14 protein-coding genes are annotated in these 22,751 nt (G+C 45.3%); 12 read left to right on the top strand and 2 right to left on the bottom strand.

Annotated features, from left to right (window positions below; all coding sequences use genetic code 11):
- The first annotated feature begins 80 nt into the window (after window positions 1-80).
- The 6 genes from HMPREF1212_RS01195 to HMPREF1212_RS01170 all read left to right on the top strand — a co-directional run bounded on the left by HMPREF1212_RS01195 (window position 81) and on the right by HMPREF1212_RS01170 (window position 9,064).
- On the top strand, window positions 81-815 hold the full coding sequence (locus HMPREF1212_RS01195) for an anti-sigma factor antagonist (protein ID WP_028729890.1): 735 nt from the start codon (window positions 81-83) through the stop codon (window positions 813-815).
- 7 nt (window positions 816-822) lie between these two features.
- Window positions 823-1,761: an ABC transporter substrate-binding protein gene (locus tag HMPREF1212_RS01190; RefSeq protein ID WP_046148140.1), complete on the top strand. Its 939-nt coding sequence runs from the start codon at window positions 823-825 to the stop codon at window positions 1,759-1,761.
- Window positions 1,762-1,768: 7 nt separating this feature from the next.
- Complete coding sequence (locus HMPREF1212_RS01185; protein ID WP_028729892.1) at window positions 1,769-3,706, top strand: SpoIIE family protein phosphatase; 1,938 nt, start codon at window positions 1,769-1,771, stop codon at window positions 3,704-3,706.
- A 19-nt stretch (window positions 3,707-3,725) separates the two neighbouring features.
- Window positions 3,726-4,133, top strand: coding sequence for an ATP-binding protein (locus tag HMPREF1212_RS01180; protein WP_046150187.1), 408 nt, complete (start codon window positions 3,726-3,728; stop codon window positions 4,131-4,133).
- A 78-nt stretch (window positions 4,134-4,211) separates the two neighbouring features.
- Window positions 4,212-6,599: a TonB-dependent receptor gene (locus HMPREF1212_RS01175; RefSeq protein WP_046148139.1), complete on the top strand. Its 2,388-nt coding sequence runs from the start codon at window positions 4,212-4,214 to the stop codon at window positions 6,597-6,599.
- 110 nt (window positions 6,600-6,709) lie between these two features.
- Window positions 6,710-9,064, top strand: a complete 2,355-nt coding sequence (locus tag HMPREF1212_RS01170; protein WP_046148138.1) for an ATP-binding protein — start codon at window positions 6,710-6,712, stop codon at window positions 9,062-9,064.
- Window positions 9,065-9,071: 7 nt separating this feature from the next.
- Here HMPREF1212_RS01170 and HMPREF1212_RS01165 read toward each other — a convergent pair whose 3' ends face one another.
- The gene (locus HMPREF1212_RS01165; RefSeq protein ID WP_046148137.1) at window positions 9,072-10,073 is read right to left on the bottom strand and encodes a sensor histidine kinase; all 1,002 of its coding nucleotides are present in this window, start codon (window positions 10,071-10,073) and stop codon (window positions 9,072-9,074) included.
- A complete protein-coding gene (locus HMPREF1212_RS01160; RefSeq protein ID WP_046148136.1) occupies window positions 10,070-11,434 on the bottom strand; it encodes a sigma-54-dependent transcriptional regulator in 1,365 nt (454 codons plus the stop codon). Before HMPREF1212_RS01160 ends, HMPREF1212_RS01165 begins: the two co-directional genes overlap by 4 nt.
- Window positions 11,435-11,657: 223 nt before the next feature.
- Here HMPREF1212_RS01160 and HMPREF1212_RS01155 point away from each other — a divergent pair, with 223 nt between their 5' ends.
- The 6 genes from HMPREF1212_RS01155 (at window position 11,658) to HMPREF1212_RS01130 (ending at window position 22,741) form a co-directional block, all read left to right on the top strand.
- Window positions 11,658-12,512, top strand: coding sequence for a hypothetical protein (locus HMPREF1212_RS01155; RefSeq protein WP_046148135.1), 855 nt, complete (start codon window positions 11,658-11,660; stop codon window positions 12,510-12,512).
- Between the two features lie 128 nt (window positions 12,513-12,640).
- The gene (locus HMPREF1212_RS01150) at window positions 12,641-14,119 is read left to right on the top strand and encodes a TolC family protein (RefSeq protein ID WP_046148134.1); all 1,479 of its coding nucleotides are present in this window, start codon (window positions 12,641-12,643) and stop codon (window positions 14,117-14,119) included.
- 4 nt (window positions 14,120-14,123) lie between these two features.
- Window positions 14,124-15,374, top strand: coding sequence for an efflux RND transporter periplasmic adaptor subunit (locus HMPREF1212_RS01145; RefSeq protein WP_046148133.1), 1,251 nt, complete (start codon window positions 14,124-14,126; stop codon window positions 15,372-15,374).
- 20 nt (window positions 15,375-15,394) lie between these two features.
- Complete coding sequence (locus tag HMPREF1212_RS01140) at window positions 15,395-17,764, top strand: ABC transporter permease (RefSeq protein WP_046148132.1); 2,370 nt, start codon at window positions 15,395-15,397, stop codon at window positions 17,762-17,764.
- 17 nt (window positions 17,765-17,781) lie between these two features.
- Window positions 17,782-20,151, top strand: a complete 2,370-nt coding sequence (locus tag HMPREF1212_RS01135) for an ABC transporter permease (RefSeq protein WP_046148131.1) — start codon at window positions 17,782-17,784, stop codon at window positions 20,149-20,151.
- A gap of 277 nt (window positions 20,152-20,428) precedes the next feature.
- Window positions 20,429-22,741: an ABC transporter permease gene (locus HMPREF1212_RS01130; protein WP_046150186.1), complete on the top strand. Its 2,313-nt coding sequence runs from the start codon at window positions 20,429-20,431 to the stop codon at window positions 22,739-22,741.
- The last annotated feature ends 10 nt before the right edge of the window (window positions 22,742-22,751 follow it).

The following is a 22,751-nucleotide window of genomic DNA, read 5'->3' as shown; positions in this document are numbered from 1 at the left end:
CTTTCCAAACTTTCCTCCTATTTTTGCGGCTCATCACGAATGATCCCGGTATAAACACAGACTATTATCTCAATAAGAAAATGGAGAAAGAAATTATCATTGAAAACGATCTATCAGAAATAATCAGAATTACCCGACTCTTAGAATCGATAGGGGTAACTCTTTTCCTGCCTTCCACCACTACAAGACAAATTTGCCTTGCGGTAGAAGAGGCAGTCAGTTGCATCATCCACCATGCTTATCCGAATGGAGAGAAGAGTAAAATTAAACTTAGAATAAGCCAGGTAAACGGAGATATTAACTGTATGATAATAAACAACGGGCTTTTTTTCGACCCGACACTGCCGCTTGAAGGTTCCGACAAGTCATCCTTAGAAGATATGCTTACCGGAGGACTCGGTTTTTTCCTGATCTTCAGAACAATGGATGAAGTGGCATATCATACCGACGGTTCACAACATTACCTGATGCTGACAAAGGGACTAGGCACGATCGATGAACCCGAAAGCACATTGAATACCAATATCTGTAAAGTTGCCGGCGGAGTCATTATTACCGCCGAAGGACGCCTGGATACAATGAATGCACGTAAATTCGAATCTGTGATCCGTCCTGTGCTGGATAACTGCACAACAAAAATTATCCTCAATTGCGAAGAACTGACCTATATCAGCAGTTCCGGCCTGCGTTGTTTTATCCTGATGCAAAAGAAAGTAGACAGCTTGCACGGAAAGCTCATACTTAAAGGCGTATTACCGGAAATCCGCAATATTTTCGATATGACAGGTTGTTCATCGCTGTTCACCATACATTAATGATTCTATGATGAGGCAATACATTTTCTTCCTGTTGCTCATTCTTCTGTATGTGCCCACAATACAGGGACAGCGTATCACTATCACACCAAAGTGGACAGCACAGGCTCAGTTTACAGGTTATTATGTGGCAGATAAAATGGGGTTCTACAAAGAAGAAGGGCTCGATGTACGTATTATACATCCGGCCATTTCCGAAAGTTCCTTTTCTGTCTTGCAGAACGGGAAAAGCCAGGTAGCCGTTATGAACTTGTCTTTCGCCCTGACGGCTCGTGCCTCCGGTGCTAAGATCATCAATATAATGCAGACCTCGCAGGAGAACAGCCTGATGCTGGTAAGCCGTCATCCGTTAAATGACATTGCATCTCTGAAACAGAAGGATATAGCCGTGTGGAACCATCTGAGCCAGAATTTGCTGGATCGTATTTCCGCACGTTACCAACTCAACTGCAAATGGATACGTTTCAACAGCGGTGTTAATCTTTTTCTGGCCGGTGCCGTCGATATATGCCTTGTAGGCAGTTACAATGAATATTTGCAACTGGCTGAATACGGGCTACGGCCGGACGATACTTATCTGCTGCACTTCTCCGACTATGGGTATGATCTGCCGGAAGACGGACTATATGTCACCGATGAATTCTACCAGGCTCACCCGGACATCATTCCCAAACTCGTACGCGCCAGTATCCGGGGATGGGAATGGGCCAACGAACACAAAGAGAAAGCACTGGATATCGTGATGGACATTGTGCACGAAAATAATATCGGAACCAACCGTTACCATCAGCGTAAAATGATGGAAGAAATTCTCCGGTTGCAAGTTGATAAAAGTTGTAACAAACGAACTTACCTCCTGAGTCCGGAAGATTTCGAATCAGCTTCAGATATCCTGTTGAATGGGCAGGAAAGAGAGAATATACATTATACTGATTTCGTTAAATAACTATCTTATGCATCCTTTCAGACAATACTTTCAACTTAAGTCTTTTGCCAGCCGGATGAGCATTTGTGTACTATCGTTCACACTGGTGGTATTTATCGTTATCATCACACTATTTTACACATACAGCCGTGAAAAGGTAACAGACTTTGCCATAAAAGATACACACGGACAATTACAGAATATGGCTACCAAGATCGGTGACTTACTGCAAACAGTTGAGACAACCGTGGCCCAGTCCTGCTGGATGGTAGAAGAGAATCTGTCCGAGCCGGACTCATTGTTCCGTATCATTACGGCGGTAGCCGAAAACAATGACCTTATCGTAAGTAGCGGCATTGCGTTCGAACCCGACTATTACAAAGAAAAAGGGAAATATTTCATGCCGTATGTCTCACTAATGAACGGAAAGACCGAATGCACGGTACTGGGTAGCTCAAGCTATGATTACCCTTGTATGGATTGGTACCTGATCCCTAAGTTGCTCAAACAGAAATACTGGAGCGAACCTTATTATGACCAGGGAGGGGGGAATTTCATTATGACTACATTTTCTATGCCTCTATACGATAAGGCTGGGGAAGTTTATGCCATCTTTACAGCTAACATTTCGCTGTCCCAATTCACAGACATGGTGTCGCAGTTAAAACCATATGATTCCAGTTTCACTTTTCTATTGAGTCGCAACGGTAGTTACTTAACAAACCCCGATCGTGACAAAATAATGAATGAAACGATCTTAACCGATGCCCTGGCCAGTAGAAATCCGGAAAAAGAACAGATCGGCAGGGAGATGTTGGCCGGCTATACCGGAACTGCCTTAATAAAACTGGACGGGAAGCCTGTCTATACTTTTTATACATCTATTCCTCATATCGGCTGGTCGGTCGGCAATGTCTGTCCACCCAATATTATCTTAAAAGAACTGGATACCATATCCAAAAATATAATCATTGTTTCATTAGCCAGCATGCTGATCCTGTTTTTTATTGTTTATATCATCATCCGCCGGTTAGTCAATCCTCTGGCTCAGTTCTCACAATCGGCACGGGTCATTGCTACCGGCCGGTTCAATGTAGAGTTACCACAGGTATATTCGCATGATGAAATAAAGACTTTACGCGATTCGCTAGCCTACATGCAACAGTCATTATTCGATTACGTGATCAAGCTACGTGAAACGACAGCCAGCAAAGAACGGATTGAAAGCGAGCTGTTTATCGCCAAAGAGATACAAATGGGAATGGTTCCCAAAACGTTTCCACCTTTTCCGGGGCGTCATGATGTGGACTTGTATGCCATATTACAATCGGCTAAGGAAGTGGGAGGCGACTTATATGATTTCTTCATTGAAGGCGATCGGCTTTACTTTATCATCGGGGATGTATCGGGGAAAGGGGTTCCGGCATCTTTGTTCATGGCCATTGCACGGAGCTTGTTCCGCACGATCTCCCGTAAGATAGAGTCACCCGCTGAGATCGTAACCGCCATGAACAATTCCATTTCAGAAAACAATGAGTCGAATATGTTTATCACACTGATTGTCGGCATATTAGACTTACAGACCGGGACACTGAAACTTTGCAACGCAGGACATAATCCTCCTGCATTGATCCTCCCCGACGGAAGTGTGTCGTTACTGGATATGAAAAAGCATTTAATAGCAGGTATTATGCCGGATTATGTATATTCAGACGAGATAATCAATCTTGAAAAAGGGACTAAAATATTCCTTTACACCGACGGTATAACCGAGGCGGAAAACACGGCAAAGGATTTATACGGAGAAAAGAATCTCGTAAAGACACTGGCTGCCAATACCCATCAGGATATACATGCAATGGTAAACACGATCATTTGCTCGGTCGCTTTCCATGTACAAATGGCCGATCAAAGCGATGACATAACAATATTAGCAATACATTACGAACCGGAAACTAGTAAATAAGAAAGGATCCATTATGAAAATGAACAAAGAAATCAGGATAGCCAATGATTTGGCAGAGATATCCCATTTATATGAATTCATTGAAGAATTGGGTGAGGAACTTAATCTGTCTTCAGAGACCACGATGAATATAAACCTGGCGCTGGAAGAAGCTGTAGCCAATATCATCATGTATGCCTACCCGGAAGGAGAACAACATGAAATATTGTTGAAGGTAACTTCCTGCCCACAACAACTAATATTTTTACTAACAGATAGAGGGCAGTTATTCGATCCGACCCAGGTTCCTGACGCCGAAATCAATTTGCCGATCGAAGAACGAGCGATCGGCGGACTTGGTATTTTTCTTATCCGCAGCATCATGAACGAAGTTTCTTATCAACGTCTGGATGATGAAAACCTGCTTATCATGAAAAAGAACCTGTAAAGTAAGGCAAACAGGATCGCACATGATCCGTAATTGTAGTTTTTATATACCTTTGTCTTTTCTAATAAGAATACAAAGATGAATAAGAAGCTCTTCGCCTTTTTACTATTTCTTGCCTGCATCCCAATCGTACAGGCTCAAAAGAGTTATTCTATAAAAGGGATCGTAAAAGAAACGGCCAGCGGCGAACCGATCCCTTATGCTACCGTACTGATCTGGAACACATCACAGGGGACGGCAACCGATTCTGTCGGAAACTTCGAGATTACAGGCGTTGCTCCCGGAAGCTACCGGCTTCAGGCCTCTTTCATCGGCTATAAACCGACCGTTACGGCAGAGTTCCGGGTGGCCAACAAGGATATCTATTTCCCGGTCGAACTTGAAACTTCCAGCGAAAGCCTGCAGGAAGTGAATATTGTAGCTTCCCCTTTCCGTAAAACGGCAGAAAGCCCGCTCGGCCTGCGTGTTATCGGTTTTAAGGAGATAGAAAAGAGTGCGGGGGGAAACCGGGATATTTCGCGTGTCGTACAATCGTTTCCCGGAGTGGCATCCACTGCTGCCTTCCGCAATGACCTGATGGTAAGAGGGGGCGGGCCGTCCGAAAACCGTTTCTTTCTGGATGGGGTCGAGATACCTAATATCAATCACTTCTCCACGCAAGGAGCTTCCGGGGGGCCGGTCGGTATCATCAATCCGGACTTTGTGCGCGAAGTAAACTTCTATTCCGCGGCTTTTCCTGCTGCCAGGGGCAATGCACTCAGTTCTGTCCTCGACTTTAAGTTGCAGGACGGGAATAAAGAAAAGTTCTCCCTGCGGGGTACACTCGGAGCTTCCGATGTGGGCGTATCGGCTAATGGCCCGTTGGGGGATAAAACGACCTATCAGGTTTCCGTGCGCCGTTCGTATCTTCAGTTCCTGTTCGATATGATCGGTTTGCCTTTCCTCCCGACCTTTACGGATGCCCAGTTCAAGATCAAGCATGCCTTCGACAAGAAGAACGAACTGACCTTTCTCGGACTCGGCGCGATAGACGACATGAAGCTGAATACCGGAATGAAGGATATGAGCGAAAAGAACCAGTATATCCTGGCTTATCTGCCGGTTGTCAAACAGAAAACCTATACGCTGGGGGCTGTGTATAAGCATTATACCGGTCGTAATATCTACTCGCTTATCGTCAGCCGCAGCCAGATGAACAATAAAAACATCAAGTACCGTGATAATGACGAGAGCTCACCGACAAACCTCACGCTGAATTACCGTTCGGATGAAATAGAAAACAAGTTCCGCAGTGAGAATATCTTCCGCCTGCCTTATATCCAACTGCATGTGGGGGGAAATATCGATTATTCGGAATATACGAATAATACTTTCCAGAAACAATTCACCACGATACCGAAAGAGATCAACTACCAGACAGACCTGGGGATCTGGAAATGGGGATTATATGCTACCGCGATCTACGAAAGCGTGAACGAACGTTTCACCGCCTCACTGGGCCTGCGTACGGATGCCAACAATTATTCATCCCGAATGAATAATATGCTCGATCAGCTGTCGCCACGCCTTTCGCTGTCTTACCGCCTGGTTGGAGACATGTATCTGAATGCCAATCTGGGACGTTACTACGAATTACCTCCTTATACCGTCATGGGGTTCAAGGACGAGAAAGGCAATTATGTGAACAAAGCCAATGAATTGCGATACATCCGTAGCGACCAGGCCGGACTGGGACTGGAATACCGTCCGTCCTCTTACCTGAAATTCACTGCGGAAGGATTCTACAAGCACTATGATCATTACCCGATGTCGGTTATCGACAGTATTCCTCTGGCATCCAAAGGTACAGATTACGGCGTATTGGGAAATGAAGCCGTAACCGCCACTGCTACCGGACGTGCCTATGGGGTCGAATTGATGGGACGCTGGTATAATTACAAAGGTCTTACCTTCATCGCCTCCTATACCTATGTCCGCAGCGAATATAAAGATGGACGGAACACAGGGAAATACCTGCCCTCCGCATGGGATAACAAACACCTGCTAACCTTCAGCGGCACCTATTCACTTCCTAAAAACTGGGATGTAGGAGCTAAGTTCAGGGTTGTAGGAGGTGCACCTTATACTCCCTATGACGTAGAAAAGAGTAGTTATGTAGAGGCATGGGATGCCAGCGGTAGTCTTTATTACGATTACAACCGTTTCAATAGCGAACGTTTGAAAGCGTTTACCCAGCTGGACTTGCGTATTGACAAAACGTTTTATCTGAAAAAGGTAATGCTCGGACTATATATCGACATACAGAACGTACTCAATTCGAAGTATAAAGAGCAGGATGTCTATATCAAAACAGGGAAAATACTGAACCCCGAAGCCCCTCGGGAGAAGCAACGGTATGAATTAAAACCGATAGAGCGCATGACCGGAACGCTATTACCCAGTATCGGCATCCTGATTGAAATATAATAGCCTTGATTTTCTTATGTTTTTATTAACCATAGTTCTGCAATAGATAGTAAATTATTCCTATTTTTGTAGCCGGGAAAAACAAATAATAATTTGCCTGGGGAAAATCAATGCACAAAGCAGTTCTAAATAATATTATATGCCACATACAAATCCTGCTCACACTTGTGTGTCTTGTATGTGCTACCCCGACACAAGCCGAAGAGGTTCATCCGATCCTCATTATCAGTTCGTATAATCCGGATACCCGAAATACAACCCAGAATATCTCCGAATTCATGGAAGAATATAAACGGTTGGGCGGAACCGCTCCCGTTATTATCGAGAACATGAACTGTAAGAGCTTGCCGGAAGCCCCCCTGTGGAAAAGTAAAATGAATGCTTTGCTCAATAAATACAAGAATGAAAATACTCCGGAGGTTGCCATCATTCTCGGACAGGAAGCTTGGTCTTCTTATTTATCGCAGGATGAGCCGGTTTTAAAAGGAATACCTATCTTATGCGGAATGGTGAGCAGCAATGCGGTTATCCTGCCTGATTCAAGTGAAGTGCTCTCCGAATGGGATCCTGAAAGCATCGATATAGAAAGGTATATCAGCCAGGGGCATTTCCTGTCGGGATTCTTATATACCTATGATGTTCACAAGAATATCCAACTGATTAAAGGCCTTTATCCCACCACCAAAAACATAGCCCTGGTGACAGACAACAGCTACGGAGGCATCGCTTTACAGGCTTTGGTGAAGAAAGATATGAAAACATTCCCCGACCTGAATTTGATCTTGCTGGATGGCCGGAAAAATAATATCTACACCATCATCGAACAAATTAAGAAACTGCCTAAAGAAACTGCTATCCTACTGGGTACCTGGCGTGTCGACGTGAATGACGGTTATTATGTAGGCAATGCCACCTATACCATGATGTCGAGTAACCCCACTCTACCGGCTTTTACCTTAACATCCACCGGACTAAGCCACTGGGCTATCGGCGGTTATATCCCTGAATACAGGCCGATCGGAAAAGACCTGGCTAAACAGGCTATCGATATACAGGCCGGTAAGATACAACAAAAGGATTTGCATGCAATCAATATTCCGAATGTCTATACTTTCGATGCCCAAAAACTGAAAGATTTTAACATCGATAAGAACATTCTGCCGACCAATTCCATCCTGATTAATACCGAAGGCAATCTGTTTATAAAATACAGATTCGAGATTCTGCTGATTGTTGCCTGTATCTTGCTGATCTTCCTTTTAATGATCCTGTTGTTCCTATTTAGAACCAACAGGCTGAAAGACATGCTAATGAACTCATTGGAACAGCAAAAAATCGTTGAGAGCGAGCTGCGCGTGGCTAAAGAGAAAGCGGAAGAGTCCGATCACCTGAAATCGGCCTTCCTGGCTAATATGAGCCATGAAATCCGTACCCCGCTCAATGCGATCGTCGGTTTCTCCGGATTACTGGCAATGGCAGAGAATTATGAAGAACGTGACGAATACATCAATATCATCAACAATAACAATGAGTTGCTGTTACAGCTGATCAACGATATTCTGGACTTATCGAAGATCGAGGCCAATACGCTTGAGTTTGTCTATTCCGATATCGATATCAACCAGTTGTTATGCGACATCGAACAAACCTCACGGCTGAAAGCGGCTGACGGCGTACAGGTTTCATTTGTTGAAAAACTTCCTCACTGTATTATCAGGACGGATAAGAACCGCCTGTCGCAGGTAGTAACCAACTTTATTAATAACGCAATTAAGTTTACGAAAGAAGGCAGCATATACTTCGGTTACAAACACAAAGAGAACAATCTATATTTTTACGTATCAGACACCGGATGCGGCATAGATAAAGACGTAAAAGACAGTGTATTCCAACGCTTCGTCAAACTGGATAGCTTTGCACAGGGAACCGGTTTAGGCTTGTCTATCTGCCAGATGATCGTACATAAATTAGGCGGGGAGATCGGAGTGGATTCCGAACTGGGACAAGGATCTACTTTCTGGTTCACACTGCCTGACACCGTTATTGAAGAGTCTCATGTATCTGTTGCCGAAACGAATAAAACAGAGGTAAGCACAGAAAGTCCGACCGATAATAAAACCGCTACTTTGCTGATTGCCGAAGACAATGAAAGCAACTATACTTTAATCAAAGCGATCCTGAAAGATTATAACCTGCTACATGCATGGAATGGGCAGGAAGCTATTGATTTATATCGAAAATATCATCCGGATATGATCCTGATGGACTTGAAGATGCCGATCATGGACGGCTATCAGGCAACAGAGGAAATACGTAAGGACAATACGATAATCCCGATCATAGCCGTTACCGCTTTCGCTTTTGCCGAAGATGAACAGCGGGTCAGCCAAAGCGGATTCAACGGATATGTAGCGAAGCCTATCAAACCGAACAATCTGAAAAAGAAGATTGTAGATCTTTTGTAACAGCAGTTTACAAAGCACGTGTTCCGGGAAACAGCATCGTGAATACGGTACCTTTTTCCATTTCGGAAGTAACCGTGATATTACCACCGTGACGATTCATAATCTGGCGGCATACACTGAGCCCGATCCCCGACCCTCCCGGCTTGGTGGTAAAGAACGGGACAAACACTTTATCCAGCGCTTCCGGCACGATCCCGCTCCCGTTGTCCGATATGGTTATGACCGGTATTCCGTCCTTTCTGAAAGCCTCTACACGTACTTTGGGAGAAGGGCTGTCGCCACAGGCTTCTACCGCATTCTTCAACAGGTTGATAAGCACCTGCTCTATCATACCCCGGTCTGCATATAATCTCAATTCGGACGGTTTAATAGAATAAATGAAATGGATGCCATTCACCGGAACCAGCTTTTGCAGGTCGTCAAACAAGGCCGACACAGGGAATATTTGCATGGTCGGTGCCGGGATACGGGTTAGTTTCCGGTAGTTCTCAACAAAGTCGAGCAAGCCCTTGCTACGACGGTGGATCGTTTGTATGGCTTGCAGCATGATTCCATAATCGCGCTCGTTCATTCCGTTCGATTCGGCCCGTTCCGTAACCGTCTCCGACAAAGAAATGATGGGAGCGATAGAATTCATTATCTCATGGGTTAGTACCCGGATCAGTTTCTGCCAGGCTTCCGTTTCCGCTTCGGCCACAACAGAATTATAAAGCCGTGAGCGGAAAGCGTTTAAAGCCTCATTCATAGAACGGGTGAGCTGTGCCTCCGCTCCACCCGATGAAGGTACCGGAAAAGACAAATTCAGGTCGCCATAATGGATATTAGCGATCAGATGCTCCATCCGGCGGATTGTTTTCTGCTGATCCCAATACAAAGAACAAGCCAGTACGATCAGGATCGCCGCCACCATAACCGTTGTGAAATACAGGCCTTTCAGCAGCAGGAAAGCTATTGCCAGCGACAACAGCACGATCAGAATAATCTTTATCAGGATCACATACCGTTTCATAGGCCCAGCTTATCGAGTTTCCGGTACAAGGCAAAACGGGTAATCCCCAATAGTTCAGCGGCACGGGTCACATTCCCGTCGGCACGGCGCAAAGCTCGTTCAATGGCTTCTTTCTCCAGGATACTCAGGTTGAGTTCTTCCGTCTCGATCTTCTTCCTGGCGGCAGACGGTTGAAGCATGAAATTCTCCGGTTTCAGCATTTGCCCGTCAGACAGGATGACGGCACGTTCTATGGCATGCTGCAACTCGCGCACATTACCGGGCCAGTCGTAATTCTGCAATTTAGTACGGGCGTCACGGCTCAGGCCTTTGATCTCCTTCTTATACTTACGGGCATAACGGGTCAGAAAATAATCGGCCAGCAACTGGATATCGTTCCCCCTTTCACGCAGAGGCGGGATATGCAGTTCGATCGTATTGATACGGTAAAGCAAGTCCTGACGGAAAGTCCCTTCCTCTACCATACTCCGTATATTCATATTTGTTGCACATATCAGGCGCACATCGATAGAGATGGGACGGGTAGCTCCCAGACGGGTAATCTGTTGTTTTTCTATCGCGGTAAGCAATTTGGCCTGCATAGGCATACTCAGGTTTCCGATCTCATCCAGAAAGAGGGTTCCGCCCGTTGCCACTTCCATCCGCCCGGGCTTATCCCGGCGTGCATCCGTGAAAGCTCCTTTCTCATAACCGAAAAGCTCACTTTCGAAAAGTTGTTCGGGAATACTTCCCAGATCGATCCCCACAAAAACCTGTCCGGCACGTGGCGAATGATGGTATAGAGCACGGGCAACCAGATCCTTTCCTGTTCCGTTCTCTCCCAAAATCAGGATATTGGCATCCGTATGGCGCAGCTTTTCTACAGTAGAGAAGATTTCCTGCATAGCATTACTTTCACCTATAATTTCAAAACCGCCTTCTTCTGCCGTTTCCAAAGCAGCGACCTGCCGTTTCAGGGTACGGACTTCCGTACGGCTTTCCCGAAGTTTCAGTGCGGCAGACAAAGTGGCCAGCAACTTCTCCTTCTCCCAGGGCTTTGGAATAAAATCGGTAGCACCGGCTTTAATGGCACGGACTGCCTTTTCGGTATCGGCATACGCAGTGATGAAAAGGACAACGGCATCAGGGTCTGCCTTTTTTATCTTTTCAAGCCAGAAAAAACCTTCCTGCCCGCTGATAGCATCCCGGCGAAAGTTCATATCGAGCAAGATCACATCCGGTGAGTAGCTTTCCATAAAATGCTCGATCCGTTCGGGTTGTGTGGTTACACGGATCTGTTCTACATACGGCTCCAACAGTAAGTTCAGGGCAAAGAGGACATCCTCATTGTCATCGATGATCAGTATTTTTCCCTGTTTCATATTTCGTTCTTTATTCATTCGCCATCCAGCAAAGTGTTTTATATCGGGGTTAAAGATAAGCATTAATACGACAAGAAGGATGTGCGGATGCGAACGTTTTTCGTGCGATATTGCACACGCTTCAGAGTATAAATTAATCAGAATAAATCGGTTATAAAATAATCACAAACCGAATTTATCATTATATTTGTACAACTAACAATTAATCACTTAAACTCTCATTATGAAAAGAAATCATTTTATCATTCCCTGCCTGCTGACACTCATTACAGTGTTCGGCTTCCTGCAACCGGCACAGGCCACCGGAACAGGCTCAGACAAAGAGACACCTTCGATCACGGCACCACCCACCGCATTGAAGCTCGACCCCTTCTACAAGAAATACATGAATGTAAACGGCATCCATGTCGTCAGTTCGTGGCGCGTACCGGATTCCTGCTTCTATGCCGCCTATGTGAGTATCAAAGCGTTAACCGATGTATTGCCTAAGGAAGTGCTCGAGTCGCTAACCAACCGGAATACCCGTATTGGTATCATGGCACGCTACGAAGGGACTACCGATATTCCCGAACATGCCTTTCTGGTGAATGATACGACCCTCAACTGGGATGTAAGAGCCAGGGGATTGGGCGGTACGATCGAAATGCCTTTCTCCACCTGTGCAGAAGAGAATATTCTCGCCTATCAGATCGATAAATATCATGCCGAGGATATTCTGATCCATGAATTTGCACACACAATCCATAACGTAGGCATAAGCCCTGTCTATCCTACCTTCAATAAAGAATTACAGGCTGCCCTCGACGAGGCTGTAGCCAAAGGACGTTGGAAAAATGTGTATGCTTCGACAAATATAGAAGAATACTGGGCGGAAGGTGTGCAGAACTGGTTTAATGTAAATGCTGAAGTCGATAACGACGAGGGAGACGGAAAGCATAATAAGATCAACACCCGCGAAGAACTTAAACGGTATGATCCGGGATTATACAATATCCTGGCACGCTTCTTTCCGGAAGTAAAGGAGCAGGTTAGCCGTCATAAGAAAGTAAACTTATATAACTGGCAGGAGAAACCCTGACCGCATCAGCTGTGCGTCTACGCACATTCTTTGTGCGCTGACGCACTGGGCTATTCTACCGTACGCGTCCTTAACCACTAGCTATCAGATGTTTAAAAATGTGGCATGTTATTTGTTTTTAAGAAAGCATGACACATACAAGAACATACATAATATCCGTTATCCTTGCCCTGCTGACCATCGGTTCGGCTTATCCGCAGGATACATTACGTCTCACGTTGTCCGAAACCATTCACATGGCTCAGGAGCAATCGCCCCAGGCAATCGCTGCCCGCCATTCATTCAGGGCGGCTTACTGGAACTGGCGTACTTTCCGGGCACAACAGTTACCCAGTCTGACATTCACCTCCACTCCTTCGCTGAACCGGTCGATCAGTTCGGTCACCCTGCCGGACGGAGGAGAAAGTTTCGTACACCGTAATCAGTTGATGGTGGATGCAGGATTTACGATCGACCAGAACGTCTCTTTAACGGGTGGTACCCTTTTCGTAAAAACGGCCTTGCAGCGACTGGATCTTTTTTCAGAGAAGACAAGCTCCTATAACAGCACCCCCATCGTGATCGGTTACGAACAGAACCTGTTCGGATACAACCAATTCAAATGGGATCGTAAAATCGAACCGATCCGTTACACCGAGTCGAAAAAGAACCTGACGGAAACGCTTGAACTGGTTGCCGCACAAGCTACTTACCAGTTCTTCCAGCTAGCCACGGCACAGACAAACTGGGAGATCGCACAATATAATTATTCCAATGCCGATACACTCTATCAATACGCGCAAGGCCGCTACAATATAGGTACCATCACCGAAAACGAAATGCTGCAACTGGAGTTGAACCTGCTGACGGAACAGACCAACAAGATGAATGCCCGTATCGAAATGGACAACTGCATCCAGGCACTACGAAGCTATCTGGGTATCAATAATTCATCCGAGCTACAGGTGATCATCTGCGAGAATATACCTCATTTTGAAGTGAAAGTCGACCAAGCTCTCCAACTGGCTTACGAAAACAATCCCGAGCCGGAATCACTTCAGCGTCAACGTCTCGAAAGCGAATACAAAGTGGCCGTAGCCAAAGCGTCACGCGGATTTAAGGCCGACCTGTATATGCAATTCGGGTTAACCCAAACGAACGAGAAACTGAAGGAGGCCTACCGTAGCCCTCTGGATCAGCAATTAGTCAGTATCGGCATCCGCATCCCTATCCTTGACTGGGGAGTCGGAAAAGGGCAAGTCAAAGTGGCTCTCAGCAACCGCGACAAAGTATATACCGACGTGGAACAGGCACGCAACGACTTCGAGTTAAATGTGATCAAGATGGTTAAACAGTTCAACCTGCAAGCCGATAAGGTTGCCATTGCACAAAAGACCGACCAGACAGCCCAGCGCAGGAACGATGTTGCACAGAAGCTATACCTCCTGGGTAAGTCCACCATCCTCGACCTCAATGCCTCCATCACCGAGAAAGACCGGGCACGCAGGGATTATATCAATGCCTTATATAATTACTGGAACCTGTATTACGGACTCCGCAGCATGACCGGTTACGATTTCGAGCAAGGCCGTGAACTGACATTCAATTACGAACAATTAATGAAATAAGATAATGGATAAACCTATTGAAAAGAAACCCGTATATTACCGTTACCGCTGGCACATCGCCGGAGGGGTAGCCTTTATCATCCTTTTAGTCTACGTCTCGATCGTTGCTTCCGGCGGCCGAAAATTACGCACCGAAGCCGAAAACCTGATCATCGGCGAAGCGACAGCCGATAAGTTTCTGGAATACGTAGATGTGGAAGGTGTAGTTCAACCGATCCTGACCATCAAGATCAATACCCGTGAAGCAGGTAGCGTCGACCGTATCGTAGCCGAAGAAGGCACTATGATGCAAAAAGGCGATACGATCCTGACCCTGTCGAACCCGGATCTGATACGTACCATCGACGACCAGCGCGACGAATGGGAGAAGCAACTGATCTCTTATCAGGAAAAAGAGATTGAGATGGAACAGAAGAGCCTTGACCTTCAGAAACAGACGTTACAGACGACATATGAACTGAACCGCCTGAAAAAGAGCTTTGCCCTCGACGAAGAAGAATTCCGTATGGGCGTGAAAAGCAAAGCCCAACTGGAAGTGCAGCGCGACGAGTTTGTCTATAAAACCCAGAGCACGGCCCTGCAACTGGAAGGCTTGCGCCACGACAGTGCCGCTACGATCCTCCGCAGCGAACTGATGAAGAACGACTTGGAACGCGAACGGAAAAAGTATGCCCGTGCACAGGAGCGTATGGATAACCTGATCGTACGCGCCCCACTGGCCGGCCAGCTCAGTTTTGTGAAGGTTACCCCCGGGCAGCAGGTACAGAGCACCGAAGCGATCGCCGAGATCAAAGTGCTGGATCAATTCAAAATACATACCTCGCTAAGCGAATATTATATCGACCGGATCACCACAGGGCTTCCCGCCACCATCAGCTGGCAGGGAAAGAAATATCCCCTGCGGATCACCAAAGTCGTTCCGGAAGTAAAAGACCGCAACTTCGATGTCGACCTCGTTTTCACCGACGAGTCTCCCGAGAATGTACGTATCGGAAAGAGTTTCCGCGTGCAGGTCGAACTCGGACAGCCAGAAGAAGCCCTGGTCATCCCACGCGGCGATTTCTTCCAGACTACCGGAGGACAATGGATATATAAACTGAACGAAGCCGGAACGAAAGCCTGGAAAGTAAACATCAGCATCGGCCGCCAGAATCCGCAGCAATATGAAATTACAGGCGGTTTACAGCCGGGCGATAAGGTTATTGTCACCGGATATAGTACTTTTGGAGATGCGGAAGAGCTGATACTTAAATAAGGAATAAGAAAACAGATACCATGAAAATATTATTACTTGCTATCCGGTCGTTATCACGTTTCCGACTGTACACCGCTATCAATATAATAGGCCTGGCCATGAGCCTGGCCTGCGTGATAATCCTGTGCAGATATATACACCGGGAAATAACGACAGATCATTTTATCAAAGACCTGGACAGGGTTTATTACACTGTACTGGATCGCAACAACGACAGACAACCCTTTATTGCCAGCCGGACAGACGAATCTTTACCCGACTTACAAACTGATGCTGCAGTAGAAATAAGCACAACTTATATCGGCATAGATCAGGATCAGATCAATTATGACAATCAGAAATTCAATACCAGACTATTAGCTGTCGACAGTAACTATCTAAAGATTATCACCTATCCCATTCTAAGAGCCAATCATATCCCTTTATTGACTCAACCGAACGAAGCGGTATTAACCCGGGAGTTTGCTCAGAAAGTATTCGGCAATACAGACCCAATAGGTCAAACACTCGTCCATTCGTCCGGAAGCATCGCGATCGTCACCGGCATTCTCGCCCCCCCCGAAACACAGGTGTCCTATCCCTTCGACCTGCTGGTGTCTAAAGGACTGCAAGAAAACTGGATGAAAGTAAGTACTCAACTGGTACGTCTGAAACCGAATACGGATCCCGATGCCATCAACAAACGACTCGATCGATATACGGAAGCGCATTCGTGGGGTACTCTGATCCGTATGCAGCTCTTCCCTATTAAGAAATTCTATTTTGACAAACAGGTAAGATGTTATTACGAAGCTTGCCTGAAAGGGGATTACACGCATGTCATTATCCTTTCGGTCGTTGCCGCTTTATTGCTTATCGTCGGTATCTTCAACTTTGTGAATATCTATACGGTATTAATGTTAAAACGAGCCCGCGAGTTCGGCATGAAAAAAGTATTCGGTGCCAACAGTCATCAGGTGGCCATACAACTCTATCTGGAGAATCTGTTCATGACAGGTATCGCCCTCTTTATTGCCTGGATATTCATAGAACTCAGTATTGATACCGTCAATGGGATATTATCTATTCCTATTATATCAAACACAAAGTTTAGTCTGCTATTATCGCTGTCGATACTTTTCCTGTTACCACTGATCACATCGGTCTATCCATTTATACGGTATAATTACTCTGCCCCGATCACCTCGCTTCGCTCAGTCAATCAGAGTGGAAGTTCCACCGTATCACGCTCCCTGTTTCTCGGTTTACAATATTCAATTACGATTATCCTGATAGTTGTTTCTATCTTCTTTATCAAGCAACTAGACTATATGGTAAATGCCGACCCCGGATACCGTACGCAAAATATCATAAAGACACAACTGCTACACGACGGGATATCCACAAAAGAACGGGAAGAGACGTATAGAAAAGCAGATATCTTTGAACACCAACTAAGCACTTCCCCCCTGTTCGAGACCTATATATTCGGCGAGCCCCCTTGCAGTAAGATCCATTATACCAGTCCGATCAGAGTTCCGGGTGAAGAATATAAAGATGTTGTTTGCGAAAGTAATTCGGAGAAGTATTTCGAACTTTTCAATATCCGTTTAAAAGAAGGGCGATTGTGGGACGATGCATCCGACTCGTATAAGGATAATAATATCATAATCAACGAAACAGCTCAGAAGCTCTTCAATATCAAGAACCTGGATAATGCCGAGCTGGAAGCTGAACGCGCTTTTGTCATCTTCGACATAGACGATTTCACGAAACCGAGGAAATACAATGTAATAGGAATCGTTAAAGATTTCAATACCGGTCATTTATCCAAAGCGACAGTGCCAATGGTTTACTACTATTACAAAAATGATCCGCGTGAACCTTTAATGGCTTACATTTCCGAAGGGAAAGAACAGGAAGCGATCGCATTCCTCAAAAAGTTGCATGAAGAAGTGGAAGGTGATGAATTCAATTACACGTTTATTTCGGATGAGATACGCAGTCTGTACAATAAAGACAAACAAATCACCAGTATCTATACAGTCTTCGCCCTTATTGCTATTCTAATCTCTTCGATGGGATTATTCGGACTTTCCTTGTTTGATGTACAGCAGCGTTACCATGAAATTGCGATCCGTAAAGTAAACGGGGCGACCACTGTCACAGTCATGCAAATGCTCCTCCGTAAATACTACAAATTATTAGGTATAGCCTTTTTAGTAGCTATGCCTCTCTCCTGGATTGCCATCAACAAATACCTGGAAGACTTTGCCAACAAAGCCCCTGTCTCCTGGTGGATCTTCGCCCTCGCCCTGACCGTTACGGCCGGAATATCCCTGGCTACACTGATCTGGCAGATACATAAAGCGGCACAGACAAATCCGGCGGAAGCCATGAATGCGGAATAAACAAATACAACATATCCATGAAGATCATCCTGCTTGCCATACGTTCACTGGTACGTTTCCGGTTATACACGATTATTAATATTCTCGGTCTGGCCTTGAGCCTGGCCTGTGTCATCATCATCAGCCGATATGTGTACAGTGAGGCAACGACTGATCATTTCAAAAAAAAGCATGAGCAGCTGTACCTGAGTCTACGCCATCGGGGAAACAGCGAACTGCCACCTGTCCTGTGTACTACGGATAATGTACTCCTGAAGAAGAATTATATCAATCCGCTGGATATTCCGGAAATAGAGAAAAGGACTTCGTTTGTCTCCCTCAACAATGTAGAGATCAATGCAGACGAAAAGAAATTCAATGCACACGTATTAGCCACAGATACTCTTTTCCTGCAACTGCTAGACTATCCGGTATTGGAAGGAGATCGTGCCCGGCTGCTGGCCGACCCTAAAGACGCGGTTATCACCAGCGGGTTCGCACAGAAGCTGTTCGGCAAAGAGAACCCAGTCGGTAAGAATATTGAGTATAACGGAAATATCCTGACGATCAAAGGGATCACGGGAAAGACGGAAACGCAAAGTTCTCTCAACTTCGACCTGCTGATATCAAAAGAGTTGCAATGGCGGTGGCCTCCCGTAAACTACTACACGATCGCTCAGGCTTTTCCCGGTATCAGTGCCACCCGGATCAATGACAGACTTAAAGCCAACCATAACGCGGACGATACCGATAATTTTCTTTTCCAGGTTATCCCGTTGGATAAGCTTTATATGGACAAGGCTGTTGACAAAGGGCAAAATACGTTCCGTCAAGGCAATGCAGACAGTCTGAAGATCCTGTCGTTCGTTGCCATCTTACTGTTGTTGATCGGGGTATTTAACTTTATCCATATCAGTTCGGTCGTTATCATCAAACGCAGCCGGGAACTAGGGATGAAGAAAGTATTCGGAGCCAGACCTGTACAACTGTTCATCCAGTTGTATGCCGAGAATCTGGTATTAACGGCAGCTTCACTCTTTCTCAGCTGGATGATTATCGAGATCACCAACCCGATGCAGCTAAACCTGCTCGGTATTTCGACGGTTGTCGGATCGTCTTTTAATACGATATTATCACTGGGGCTCCTGATTGGATTACCATTGGTCATTACTATATATCCTTTTTTCAATTATAGCTTCCGGCAGACAATCCGTTCTCTGCAAGGCGCTGTTCCAGAGAAGAACAAGGTGGGAACCCGCTCCGTCTTTTTAATCATCCAGTATGGTATTACCTGCTGCCTGATCATTTCTTCCCTGTTTTTTATGAAGCAGCTTCACTTCATGCTGAACGCCGATCTGGGATACCGGACAAAGGATATTATAAAAGTATGGTTCATACGCCCTTCCTCTCAAATGAGTTATGGAGAGGAAGACCGGAAGCGGTCTGATGAGATTTCGTTCAAGGTGCAGAATGCCATCAAAGCGTCTCCTTTATTTCAGTCGTTTACCTATGGGCTGAGTCCATACGAAATACCGAACGACCAATTCAATAAACAAAACATGCGCATTCCCGGAGGAGAATGGCAGGAAGTATTTCATGTAAAGGTTTACAACAGTTTCTTCGATGTATATGAGATAGCTGTATCAAAAGACAAACTCCCGGAGAGCGAACACGAGATACTGATGAACGAAACAGCTAGAAAGCTCTTCAGTAAAGGAGGTCAGTCCCCTACGGAACTGGAAATGGAATCATATAATGGAATCAACTCATATCTGGTAAAGGGTTTCACGCCTGAATTCCAGGTCGTGCATCTCTCACAACGCAACCAACCGGTCATCATCACTTCCAAAGATGTAAAAGATGAAATGTTCTGGCCCGGAAAGTTAATGGCTTCTATTGTTCCCGGGCATCGGCAGGAGGCTATCCAATTTCTGAAAGAGCTTCATGCCGGTACTGTCGGAGGAGAATTTGAATACACTTTTGTGGAAGATGAGATCAGTGCCATGTATGAGAAAGATCGGCTGGTCGCACGGATCTATTCCGTCTTTGCCCTGATCGCGATCCTGATCTCTTCGATGGGGCTCTTCAGCCTGTCGCTATTCGATATCCAGCAACGGTATAAAGAGATAGCGATCCGTAAGATAAACGGGGCGAGCACCTCCACGATCACCAGGCTGTTGCTATGTAAGTATTGCCTGTTGTTGCTAGTCTCTTTTGTGATAGCCACTCCGTTATCCTGGCTCGCTATCCGGCATTACCTGAAAGATTTCTCTCATCAGACAGCTATATCCTGGTGGCTATTCGCCATTGCAGCCATCCTGACTGGGGGGATTGCGCTTAGCACGGTTATCTGGCAAATACGCAAAGCAGCCGGAACAAATCCAGCAGAAGCTATCAAATCAGAATAAACAAATACAACAAACTAATTTACAATGGAATATGATCATTATTTAATTTGTCCGTCAATAACGGACGAACTAAAAAGAATATTCCATTTACCAAGATTATTTGAAAATTAGTTTATGATGGATAACAGTGCGATAATGAACATATTTCGTGCGAATGCACACAATAAAGCATTCCCTGGAAATATATAACAACAACTATATCAACAATTTACCCATTTGGCATGCATTTTGCTTTTTATTTAGTAAACTTGTAACAAATATCTGTATAAGAATGAGTATGCTACGACACTATTTCAAATTAGCTATCCGCAACCTGTTAAAATATAAATCGCAATCTGTTATCAGCATTGTCGGACTGACGGTGGGTTTTACCTGTTTTGCATTAGCTACTTTGTGGATACGGTATGAACAGACTTACGACACGTTTCATGACGGAGCCGACCGCATTTATGTGGTTCGGATAGCATCGGAAATGTATAACGACGGCATATCACAGATCACTCCCTATCCGCTGGCGGCTTTTATGAAAGAGACATTTCCGGAGATAGAGACAGCCTGCAATATGCAGGCCTGGAATTGCCAGTTCAAATACAAGGAAGTAGAATATAGTTCATTTGAAATAGGGGTCGACTCGGCTACAATGGAAATGTTCCGGTTCGATGTAATAAGCGGTAACCATAACTTCATGCTTCCTGACAATGAAGAAATAGCCATTACCGACCAGCTGGCTGCACAATTGTTCGGGAAGGAAGATCCGATCGGCAAGGAGATCGATATTTACGGAAAAAGAAAAATATGTGCCATCGTAAAACCCTGGGATATACACAGCAATATGCCTTTTGAAATCCTCGCGTCGAACAGGTACGAAAAAGAATGGAATATGTCCTCCTGGCAAACATTCATCAAAATAAGAAAAGGTGTCGATATAGAGACCTTCCGGAAGAAGCTGAAAGAGTTTAAGGCGGATAAGGATCCCTCTTTCGTAATCAGTAAAACGGAACTGACCCCGATCACAGCCATGCGCTACGACCGTCCTAGCCGGGAAGTAACAGTGAAATACGAACATATTCTACTGTTTGCCTCAGCCGGAGGACTGGTTATCCTTTGCGCTTTATTCAATTATCTGACCCTGTTTATCACCCGGATACGAATGCGTAACCGGGAAATAGCACTTCGCAAAGTATGCGGTTCATCCGACAGTAACCAACTGGTTCTGTTTGCCGTCGAGTATATGCTGACGCTGGTTCTGGCCTTATTCACCGGCCTGATCCTGATAGAGCTTGCCTTGCCTACGTTTAAAGAGTTATCCGATATCAAACTGGACAATACCGCTATCTATCTGGAGGCAGTTAAATACTCGGGAATCATCGTCATCCTTTCGTTCCTGTTGTCTTTATATCCGATCTACTATTTCAGACGCCAGACTTTAAATGCCATGCTGAAAGGCTCTGCGGAAAACAGGAATAAAAACACATTCCAGAAAATAAGTATGGCTGCACAATTCATCATCAGTATCTGTTTTATCTTTTGTGCTGTCATACTGATGAAGCAAATACATTTCCTGAACCGGGCTGATTATGGGTTGGAACGAACCTACCGGGCGAATGTCAATGTCTATCCGAATATCGATGGACTAAAAGAGGAGATCAGTAAGATCCCGTTCGTCACGGAAATATTTCCGGAGAAACTCCCTCCCCTTTTCCCCCGCTATGCACGCTCTTTCCGAAGCCTGAACGAATGGGAAGGACGTCAGGACTCTACCGCATCCGTACAATTTGAGACGATAGACTGTAATGAAGAATATTTAAAGTTTTACGGGCTACAGCTTGTTGAAGGGAGATTCCCAGCTAACAGTTCCGGCAAGCAGGTATTGATAAACCAGGCCGGGGTAAAAGCCATGAAGATGGATCATCCCATTGGAAAAACAATGCTGAAAGGAGAAAGTCAGCTGGTCATTGCAGGTGTGGTTAAAGACTTCTATATCGCTCCGCCTACCATACCCGCCAAACCGGTTATGCTGGAAACGAACAAAGAGTTCAATTCCAATTATGATGAAGGTATCCTCTTCAAATATCAGGAAGGAAGCTGGCCCGAATGCAAGCAACGGATAGAGCAACTGGTGAAAAAAATGAACCCGGATATCCGAAATTGCTCTATCGTAAATATGGAAGAGGAGTACGCCAAGTTCCTGAAATCAGAGAATGCCTTGTTGCTGATGCTGGATTTTGTTACGCTGGTCTGCGTACTGATCTCTTTGTTCGGTGTCTTCTCGCTTGTCACGCTCGATTGCGAACAACGCCGGAAAGAGATTGCTATCCGGAAGGTAAACGGAGCTACGACACGCCATATCATGTACAAATTCTTTATGAAATATATGTTGTTGCTGCTCACCGCTACTGCCGTCGCATTCCCGGTCGGTTATCTGATAATGAAACCCTGGGTAGAGAACTATGTGCTTCAGACAAGTTTCGACTGGTGGATATATCCGGCTATATTGCTTTCACTGGCAACCCTTATCTCTTTGTGTACAAGCTGGCGTATATGGAAGGCTTCCAACCAGAATCCGGCAGAAACAATTAAATCAGAATAAACGATTGAGT

It is taken from the genome of Parabacteroides sp. HGS0025 (genome assembly GCF_000969845.1).
GTDB lineage: Bacteria > Bacteroidota > Bacteroidia > Bacteroidales > Tannerellaceae > Parabacteroides > Parabacteroides gordonii.
The sequence above is the reverse complement of the archived record's forward strand: the minus strand, read 5'-3'. Positions and strand labels throughout refer to the sequence as shown.